The organism is Pseudomonas sp. SWRI81, from assembly GCF_014268545.1.
Taxonomy (GTDB): Bacteria; Pseudomonadota; Gammaproteobacteria; order Pseudomonadales; family Pseudomonadaceae; genus Aquipseudomonas; species Aquipseudomonas hamedanensis.
Genome location: NZ_JABWQS010000080.1, coordinates 1 through 9,112 on the forward strand (window position 1 = coordinate 1; position 9,112 = coordinate 9,112).

Consider the following 9,112-nt stretch of genomic DNA (forward strand, 5'->3'; position numbering starts at 1 on the left):
GGACATGACCATACTCTTGCCGCCCCCGGAATGCGTTTAAGAATTCGCAGAGGCGACAACTATCCTGACACCGGGGGGTGGGAGCGAGCTTGCTCGCGAAGGCGTCAGTTGATTCAACGCAAAGTCAGGCGAAAAAGGCGACCTACTCGCTGTAGATCATCTTTTTCGTCATGCCGCCATCGACGACGAATTCCTGGCCAGTCACAAACCCGGCATTCCTCGACAATAGCCATGCAACCATTGCCGCCACGTCCTCGACCGTGCCTACCCTGCCCGCCGGATGCTGGGCGTGATCGGCATCAGCCAGAGGCTCGGCCCGCCGCACCGAGGGATCACGAGTATCGATCCAGCCCGGGCTGACGGCGTTCACGCGGATTTCCGGCCCAAGGCTGATTGCCAGCGCGTGGGTCAGCGCCAGCAAGCCGCCCTTGCTCGCCGCATACGCCTCAGAGTCCGCCTCGGACTGTCGCGCACGGGTCGATGCCAGGTTGACGATCGAACCGTTGTGCGCACGCAGATACGGTGCACAGTGCTTGGCCAGTAACATCGGCCCGCTGAGATTCACTGCAAGCACCCGATTCCAATAAGCCAGATCAAGGCTTTCCAGAGTGATGTTGTGCGGGTCGGCCACCGCCGCGTTGCAGACGAGTGCATCGAGCCGGCCAAACTGCCCCAACACTTCGGCAACACCTAGCGCGACCTGATTTTCGTCAGCTACGTCCATGGCGATGAACCAGGCGTTTTCGCCGAGCACCTTCGCCACTTTCGAACCGCGCGCCCGATCGAGATCGGTCAGCACCACTTGCCAGCCTTCGCTGATCAGCCACGCCGCAATGCCCAGCCCGATGCCGCGCGCGGCACCGGTGACCAACGCAACGCGGCCATGGGTATTGGCCGACGGTGTGGACAACTCGATCACAACGCCGCCAGACCGCGTGCCAGGTCGGCCTGCAGATCTGCCACGTCTTCCAGCCCGACCGCAACGCGGATAAGACTGTCACGAATGCCTGCTGCCTCACGCTCCGCCGGCGCCAAGCGACCATGGGAGGTCGTGCTTGGGTGTGTAATCGTGGTTTTGCTGTCGCCGAGGTTGGCGGTGATCGAAATCAGCCGCGTCGCATCAATGAAACGCCATGCGCCCTCTTTGCCGCCCCTGACCTCAAAGCTGACCACGGCACCGAAGCCCTTCTGCTGACGCTGGGCCAGCGCGTGCTGCGGATGACTCTTGAGACCGGCGTAATGGACTTTTTCGATACCGTCCTGCTGCTCCAGCCATTCGGCCAATGCCTGCGCGTTGGCGCAATGCGCCTTCATCCGCAGATTCAGGGTTTCCAGACCTTTGAGGAAGATCCATGCGTTGAACGGGCTCAGGGTCGGCCCGGCCGTACGCAAGAAGCCGACGACTTCCTTCATCTGCTCACTGCGACCGGCGACGACACCGCCCATGCAACGACCCTGGCCGTCGATGAACTTGGTCGCCGAGTGCACGACAATATCCGCGCCCAGCTTCAGCGGCTGCTGCAACGCAGGCGTGCAGAAGCAGTTGTCGACCACCAGCATCGCGCCTTTGGCGTGCGCGATTTCTGCCAGCGCGGCGATGTCGACCAGCTCGGCCAGAGGATTGGACGGCGACTCGACAAACAACAATTTGGTATGGGTCTGGACTGCCGCTTCCCAGGCCGAGAGGTCGGCCAGCGGCACGTAATCGACTTCAACGCCGAAGCGCTTGAAGTATTTCTCGAACAGGCTGATGGTCGAACCGAACACACTGCGCGACACCAGCACATGATCGCCAGCGCTGCACAGGCTCATCACCACCGCCATGATCGCAGCCATGCCGGTTGCCGTCGCGACGGCCTGCTCGGCGCTTTCCAGTGCGGCGATGCGCTCTTCGAACGCACGCACGGTCGGGTTGGTGTAGCGCGAGTAAACGTTACCCGGCACTTCCCCGGCAAACCGCGCGGCAGCATCGGCAGCGGTGCGAAACACATAGCTGGAGGTGAAGAACATCGGATCACCGTGTTCGCCTTCCGGCGTACGGTGCTGACCGGCACGGACGGCCAGGGTATCGAACGCTACGCCTTCGAGGTCGCTGTCCAGCCGACCGGCATCCCATTCCTGACTCATGCTGTCACTCCTTGCTGTGTTCTCGAAAAATAAAAGTCAGATACAAAACCGGCCCCTCAGGGCCGGTTGAAACTCAGTTGTTGTACAGATCGATGATCGCACTGACCGCCTGGGTCTTGACCTTCGAGGCATCGTTACGAGCCTGTTCGATCTTGTTCAGGTAAGCCTCGTCGACGTCACCGGTCACGTACTTGCCGTCGAACACGGCGCAATCGAAGTTCTCGATCTTGATCTTGCCGCCACCGACCGCTTCGATCAAGTCAGGCAGGTCCTGATAGATCAGCCAGTCGGCGCCGATCAGATCGGCGACGTCTTGCGTCGAGCGGTTGTGTGCGATCAGTTCGTGAGCGCTTGGCATGTCGATGCCGTACACGTTCGGGAAGCGAACCGCCGGTGCCGCCGAGCAGAAGTAGACGTTTTTCGCGCCGGCTTCGCGGGCCATCTGGATGATCTGCTTGCAGGTGGTACCGCGCACGATCGAGTCATCGACCAGCATCACGTTCTTGCCGCGGAACTCCAGTTCGATGGCGTTGAGCTTCTGGCGTACCGACTTCTTGCGCGCTGCCTGGCCTGGCATGATGAAGGTGCGGCCGATGTAACGGTTCTTGACGAAACCTTCGCGGAATTTCACGCCCAGATGGTTGGCCAGTTCCAGCGCCGCTGTACGGCTGGTGTCCGGAATCGGGATGACCACGTCGATATCGTGTTCCGGACGCTCGCGCAGGATCTTCTCGGCGAGCTTCTCACCCATGCGCAGACGTGCCTTGTAAACCGACACGCCGTCGATAATCGAATCCGGACGCGCCAGATAAACGTGCTCGAAGATACACGGAGTCAGCGACGGATTGGTCGCGCACTGACGGGTGTGCAGCTTGCCGTCTTCGGTGATGTACACCGCTTCGCCCGGCGCCAGGTCGCGGATCAGGGTGAAACCGAGCACGTCCAGCGAAACGCTTTCGGAGGCGATCATGTACTCGACGCCTTCGTCGGTGTGACGCTGGCCAAACACGATCGGACGGATGCCATGCGGGTCGCGGAAACCGACGATGCCGTAGCCGGTCACCATCGCCACCACCGCGTAACCGCCAACGCAACGGTTATGCACGTCGGTCACAGCGGCGAACACGTCCTCTTCGGTCGGTTGCAGCTTGCCGCGCTGCGCCAGTTCGTGAGCGAACACGTTGAGCAACACTTCCGAGTCGGAACTGGTGTTGACGTGACGCAGGTCGGATTCATAGATCTCTTTGGCCAACTGCTCAACGTTGGTCAGGTTACCGTTGTGCGCCAGAGTGATGCCGTAAGGCGAGTTGACGTAGAACGGCTGGGCTTCGGCCGACGTCGAGCTGCCGGCGGTCGGGTAACGGACGTGACCGATACCCATGTGACCGACCAGACGCTGCATGTGACGCTGCTGGAACACATCACGCACCAGGCCATTGTCCTTGCGCAGGAACAACCGGCCATCATGGCTGGTCACGATACCGGCAGCGTCCTGGCCGCGGTGCTGGAGCACGGTTAGCGCGTCATACAGCGCCTGATTGACGTTCGACTTACCGACGATACCGACGATGCCACACATGCGACGCAACCCCTACTTAATGGATCTGAACTGAACAACACTTACTGTGGCGTTTTCGCCGACGGCAAGAGTTGCTCCTTGAACGGAATATCAGCGGGTACGCTGATTCCGCTGGCAAGCCACTGACTGCTCCACCCGAGAATCAGGTTTTTGGACCAGTCGGCGACCAATAGAAACTTTGGCACGAGCTGTGATTCTTTCCACCACCCGTCCTGCTGTACCGGCCCCAGGCTCAACAGCCCGACCGCCACGACCACCAGCAGCACGCCACGCGCAGCGCCGAAAGCCATGCCGAGGAATCGATCGGTCCCGGACAACCCGGTGACGCGAACCAATTCGCCGATAAGATAATTGATCATTGCGCCCACAATCAGTGTGGCGACAAACATGATGGCACAGCCCGCGATCACGCGAGCCGATGGGGTTTCGATGTATCCGGCGAGGTACTCGGACAATGAACCACCGAACATCCAGGCAACCGCTCCTGCGATGATCCAGGTCACCAGCGATAATGCTTCCTTGACGAAGCCGCGGCTCAAACTGATCAAAGCGGAGATGGCGACGATTGCAACGATCGCCCAGTCAACCCAGGTAAATGGCACAGTGCAGCCTACAGACGGATAAGGCGGCGCATTTTAGCAGAGCGCATGCCACTCGGTAAGCTGCGATTGTCAGTGCTTTTCAATCGGAGTGATAGATTTCAGCCACGTTCAGGCTGGAAACGGACAACGAAGCCCTTGAGGTTCTGCTGACGACTCAACAAGTCACGCAGACGGTCGGCTTCGGCACGCTCGATCAGTGGACCTACGAATACCCGGTTTTTGCCATCCGCGGAGCGAATGTAGGCGTTGTAGCCCTGACTGCGCAGGGTTTTCTGCAGGCTCTCGGCACTGGCGCGACTCGACAGACTGGCCAATTGCACCGACCAGCTTACCGACAGGCCGTTGGCATCAACGCGGCTTTGCGTAGTGTCAGGCTTGCTCGTTGCCGATGTGATCGGCTGGGCCGGTGCCGGAATCGGCTTGGCCACCGCCGGCGGCGCAGCCGGTTTGGCGATAGCGATGGGGGCGACTGGCGCAGGCGCGGGCGCCACCGGGGCGGCAGGCGCGATATCCTGCGTGACTTCCTCGTCAGTCGGTACCGGCTCTTGCGGCAAGGCTTGCGGCTCCGGCACCGCCACGGTTTCCATTTGCACTTGCGGCACGACCGGCGCTTGCGGAGCCGCCGGCGCCTCGACAGTCACCTGACGCTGCTCATCCTGACGGGAAAACAGCATCGGCAGGAAAATCACCGCCAGCGCCACCAGCACCAAAGCACCGACCATGCGCTGCTTGTACGCTTTATCCAGCAAAGCCATTTGCCGCGTCCTCCGTGGAGCGCCGGGCCAACCATTCAAGGGCCTCGGCGACACAATAAAATGATCCGAACAACAGAATCTCGTCGTCGCCGGTCGCTACAGCGCACTGCCCTTCCAGAGCGGCCGCCACGCTATCGTACGACGTGACCGAAGCACCCAGGTTCTGCAAGGCAGCGTGCAATTGGGCCACCGGGCGGGCGCGCGGCGAATCCAACGGTGCAACGGCCCAATGCGCGACACTAGCATTCAATTCGCCAACAACACCATCGAGATCCTTGTCCGCCAGCAGACCGAACACGGCGAGGCGCTTGCCAGCCGGCGGGCGCGCAGCCAGCCGACGAGCAAGATATTCAGCGGCATGCGGATTGTGACCGACATCCAGCAACAAATTCAGGCGCTTGCCCTGCCACTCGAACACGCGACGATCCAGACGCCCGACCACGCGCGTCGCCTGCAACGCCGCCACAATTTGCCCCGCCTCCCACGGCAAGCCGAGCAGCAGATAGGCCTGCAACGCCAGTGCGGCGTTTTCCATCGGCAGATCAAGCAACGGCAAGTCGTGCAATTCGACTGCGTGGCCCTGCGCATCGGTACCGCGCCACTGCCAGTGCCGTTCGGTAACACCGAGGTCGAAATCGCGCCCGCGCAGAAAGAACGGGCAAGCCAGTTCGCGCGCCTTGTCGAGCAGCGGTTGCGGAGGATTCAGATCGCCACACAAGGCAGGCTTGCCCTGACGGAAAATACCGGCCTTCTCGAAGGCTACGGATTCGCGGGTATCGCCCAGATAATCGGCGTGATCGACGCCAATACTGGTGACCAGAGCGATGTCGGCATCGACCACGTTGACCGTGTCCAGACGCCCGCCCAGACCGACTTCCAGAACCACCGCATCAAGGCCGGCCTGCTGAAACAGCCAGAACGCCGCCAGAGTGCCCATTTCGAAGTACGTCAGGGAAGTGTCGCCACGCCCGGCCTCGACCGCCGCGAAGGCTTCGCACAACTGCGCGTCAGTGGCTTCGACGCCATTGAGCTGCACCCGCTCGTTATAACGCAGCAGATGCGGGGAATTGTAGACACCTACGTTCAGGCCCTGCGCGCGCAGCAACGAAGCCACGAACGCGCAGGTCGATCCCTTGCCGTTGGTGCCGGTGACCGTAATCACCCGAGGCGCCGGCTGGCCCAGCCCCATACGGGACGCTACCTGTTGCGAACGCTCCAGCCCCATGTCGATGGCGGACGGATGCAACTGCTCAAGGTAGGCGAGCCATTCGCCAAGGGTGCGCTCGGTCATACGTTGGCAGGCACCGGCGGGACCACGATCGGCTCGACGGGCGCAGCGACGAATTTCGGCGTTGGCTTGCCGGTCATTTGTGCCAGCAGGTTACCCAGGCGCGGACGTAGCTCCTGACGATGAATAATCATGTCGATCGCGCCGTGTTCCAGCAGGAACTCGCTGCGCTGGAAACCTTCCGGCAGTTTTTCGCGCACGGTTTGCTCGATCACCCGCGGACCGGCAAAACCGATCAGCGCCTTCGGCTCGCCGACAATCACGTCGCCCAACATTGCCAGACTGGCGGAAACACCACCGTAGACCGGGTCGGTCAGCACGGAGATGAATGGAATGCCCTCTTCGCGCAGACGCGCCAGCACGGCGGAAGTCTTGGCCATCTGCATCAGCGAGATCAGGGCTTCCTGCATGCGCGCACCGCCGGAAGCGGCGAAGCAGATCATCGGGCAACGGTTTTCCAGGGCGTAGTTGGCGGCGCGTACAAAGCGCTCACCGACGATGGCGCCCATGGAACCGCCCATGAAGTTGAACTCGAACGCCGAAACCACCACCGGCATGCCGAGCAGCGTGCCACTGACGGAGATCAACGCATCCTTTTCGCCGGTCTGCTTCTGGGCCGCGGTCAGACGGTCCTTGTATTTTTTGCCGTCGCGAAATTTCAGACGGTCAACCGGCTCCAGATCGGCGCCCAGTTCGTTGCGGCCCTCGGCATCGAGGAAGATGTCGATGCGCGCGCGTGCGCCGATGCGCATGTGATGGTTGCACTTGGGGCAAACGTCCAGGGTCTTTTCCAGCTCCGGACGATACAGCACAGCCTCGCAAGACGGGCATTTGTGCCACAGACCTTCAGGCACCGAGCTCTTCTTGACCTCGGAACGCATGATCGAAGGGATCAGTTTGTCTACTAACCAGTTGCTCATGCTTTCTTTTCTCCAGTACCGGCGGCCCGAACGCTCTGGTTCGCAGCCCCGCGTATGCCCTTGAGCTAAATTCATGTGTGTGGCGATGGTTGGTGAACAGCCGCGGTCAGCGCGAAACATGACCTGCGTGCGATCCAGAAACCCTCAGCCGCGCCTGCTGTGTGCAAGTGCATTGATGGACGGCGGCAGACTGCCAGCCGTCACATCGGCGATGTATTGCCGCGCACCGCGTTGATGAATGCGCGAATCTTGTGGTGATCCTTGATGCCCTTGCTCGCCTCTACCCCGCCGCTGACATCCACCGCGTACGGCTTGACCCGCGCCACAGCCTCAGCAACGTTTTGCGGCGTCAAGCCACCCGCGAGAATCAGCGGCTTGCTCAAGCGCTGCGGAATCAGTGACCAGTCAAACGCCTCGCCAGTTCCGCCAGGCACCCCTTCGACATACGTGTCGAGCAGCACACCGCTGGCGCCGGGATAGGCATCGCAGGCGGCGGCAATGTCATCGCCGGCCTTGACCCGCAGCGCCTTGATGTACGGACGATGCCAGCCTTCGCAGGCCTCGGCGCTTTCGTCGCCATGGAACTGCAGCAGGTCCAGCGGCACCGCGTCGAGGATCTCGCCCAGCTCGCAGCGACTGGCATTGACGAACAGACCCACGGTGGTCACGAACGGCGGCAACGCCTGGATGATCGCCCGCGCCTGCTGCACCGTTACGGCACGCGGACTCCTTGCGTAGAACACCAGCCCGATCGCATCCGCTCCGGCCTCAACCGCGGCCAAAGCGTCTTCTATACGGGTGATGCCGCAAATCTTGCTGCGAACGGCGGACATGTCGGTGAAAACCCTCAAGCAAAATCCGGGAAAGTTCCGGATGGTAACAAAAGCGCTGAAGGGCGTCAGCCGTCAAGTTCGGAGAAACCCGTAAGGAAATGTGGCCCGATAAAGCGCTCCGGCAGCGGGAACTCGTCGTGATACTCAACTTGCACCAGATACAGCCCGTAAGGATGCGCTGTTACACCACCGGAGCGGCGCTCACGACTTTCCAGCACTTCTTTCATCCACTCCACCGGGCGCTCGCCGGCACCGATGGTCATCAGCACCCCGGCAATATTGCGCACCATGTGATGCAGAAAGGCGTTGGCGCGAATGTCGAGCACGATCATCTTGCCGTGCCGGGTTACGCGCAAATGATGCATTTTCTTGATCGGCGACTTGGCCTGGCACTGGCCGGCGCGAAACGCGCTGAAATCATGAGTACCGATCAGGTATTGCGCGGCCTCGGCCATGCGCTCGACATCAAGCGGCCGGTGATTCCAGGTGATTTCTTCGTTCAGATGCGCCGGGCGGATCTGATCGTTGTAGATCACGTAGCGATAACGCCGCGCAATCGCCTTGAAGCGTGCGTGAAAATGCGCCGGCATGACCTTGGCCCAACTGACGCTGATGTCATGGGGCAGATTGATATTGGCGCCCATCACCCAGGCTTTCAGCGAACGATCGACCTGAGTGTCGAAATGCACCACTTGTCCGCAGGCATGCACGCCAGCGTCGGTGCGCCCGGCGCACTGCAGGGAAACTGGCGAGTTGGCGACTTTCGACAAAGCTTTTTCAAGTTCTTCCTGCACCGTTGCCACGCCGGTCAGTTGACGCTGCCAGCCGCTGTAGCGCGAGCCTTTGTACTCAACGCCCAGCGCAACGCGGTAAAAGCCGTCGGGAGCCATTTCGGCGACCGGGTTATCTATGTTTGCCAAGGTGGGACAGCCTGCCGTTTTTGTTTGTGCCGGGTTCGGCGGTGTTTGATCGATTGCTTTCGCGAGCAGGCTCGCTCCCACAGGGGGG

9 protein-coding genes are annotated in these 9,112 nt (G+C 61.2%); all 9 read right to left on the reverse strand.

Going from position 1 to position 9,112, the window contains the following annotated elements; all coding sequences use genetic code 11:
* Window positions 1–142: 142 nt before the first annotated feature.
* Complete coding sequence (locus HU765_RS26390) at window positions 143–919, reverse strand: SDR family oxidoreductase (RefSeq protein ID WP_186552367.1); 777 nt, start codon at window positions 917–919, stop codon at window positions 143–145.
* Window positions 916–2,127: an O-succinylhomoserine sulfhydrylase gene (locus HU765_RS26395; protein ID WP_186624026.1), complete on the reverse strand. Its 1,212-nt coding sequence runs from the start codon at window positions 2,125–2,127 to the stop codon at window positions 916–918. The genes HU765_RS26390 and HU765_RS26395 overlap by 4 nt, the downstream gene beginning before the upstream one ends.
* 73 nt (window positions 2,128–2,200) lie before the next feature.
* Window positions 2,201–3,706, reverse strand: a complete 1,506-nt coding sequence (purF, locus tag HU765_RS26400; protein WP_007956466.1) for an amidophosphoribosyltransferase — start codon at window positions 3,704–3,706, stop codon at window positions 2,201–2,203.
* Between the two features lie 41 nt (window positions 3,707–3,747).
* Window positions 3,748–4,308: a CvpA family protein gene (locus HU765_RS26405; protein ID WP_186552365.1), complete on the reverse strand. Its 561-nt coding sequence runs from the start codon at window positions 4,306–4,308 to the stop codon at window positions 3,748–3,750.
* Between the two features lie 98 nt (window positions 4,309–4,406).
* On the reverse strand, window positions 4,407–5,063 hold the full coding sequence (locus tag HU765_RS26410; protein WP_186624028.1) for an SPOR domain-containing protein: 657 nt from the start codon (window positions 5,061–5,063) through the stop codon (window positions 4,407–4,409).
* The gene (folC, locus tag HU765_RS26415; protein WP_186624030.1) at window positions 5,047–6,354 is read right to left on the reverse strand and encodes a bifunctional tetrahydrofolate synthase/dihydrofolate synthase; all 1,308 of its coding nucleotides are present in this window, start codon (window positions 6,352–6,354) and stop codon (window positions 5,047–5,049) included. Before folC ends, HU765_RS26410 begins: the two co-directional genes overlap by 17 nt.
* Window positions 6,351–7,271 (reverse strand): acetyl-CoA carboxylase, carboxyltransferase subunit beta, encoded by a 921-nt coding sequence (gene accD / locus HU765_RS26420; RefSeq protein ID WP_186624032.1) that lies wholly within the window; start codon window positions 7,269–7,271, stop codon window positions 6,351–6,353. The genes folC and accD overlap by 4 nt, the downstream gene beginning before the upstream one ends.
* Window positions 7,272–7,471: 200 nt before the next feature.
* On the reverse strand, window positions 7,472–8,104 hold the full coding sequence (locus tag HU765_RS26425; protein WP_186624034.1) for a phosphoribosylanthranilate isomerase: 633 nt from the start codon (window positions 8,102–8,104) through the stop codon (window positions 7,472–7,474).
* A 65-nt stretch (window positions 8,105–8,169) separates the two neighbouring features.
* Window positions 8,170–8,994: a tRNA pseudouridine(38-40) synthase TruA gene (gene truA / locus HU765_RS26430; protein WP_186552368.1), complete on the reverse strand. Its 825-nt coding sequence runs from the start codon at window positions 8,992–8,994 to the stop codon at window positions 8,170–8,172.
* Between the last annotated feature and the right edge of the window lie 118 nt (window positions 8,995–9,112).

Excerpts from the sequence above, each read along its gene's own strand:
- HU765_RS26395 (WP_186624026.1), bottom strand. The coding sequence starts at position 2,127 with ATGAGTCAGGAATGGGATGCCGGTCGGCTGGACAGCGACCTCGAAGGC.
- purF (WP_007956466.1), bottom strand. The coding sequence starts at position 3,706 with ATGTGTGGCATCGTCGGTATCGTCGGTAAGTCGAACGTCAATCAGGCG.
- HU765_RS26410 (WP_186624028.1), bottom strand. The coding sequence starts at position 5,063 with ATGGCTTTGCTGGATAAAGCGTACAAGCAGCGCATGGTCGGTGCTTTG.
- folC (WP_186624030.1), bottom strand. The coding sequence starts at position 6,354 with ATGACCGAGCGCACCCTTGGCGAATGGCTCGCCTACCTTGAGCAGTTG.
- accD (WP_186624032.1), bottom strand. The coding sequence starts at position 7,271 with ATGAGCAACTGGTTAGTAGACAAACTGATCCCTTCGATCATGCGTTCC.
- HU765_RS26425 (WP_186624034.1), bottom strand. The coding sequence starts at position 8,104 with ATGTCCGCCGTTCGCAGCAAGATTTGCGGCATCACCCGTATAGAAGAC.
- truA (WP_186552368.1), bottom strand. The coding sequence starts at position 8,994 with ATGGCTCCCGACGGCTTTTACCGCGTTGCGCTGGGCGTTGAGTACAAA.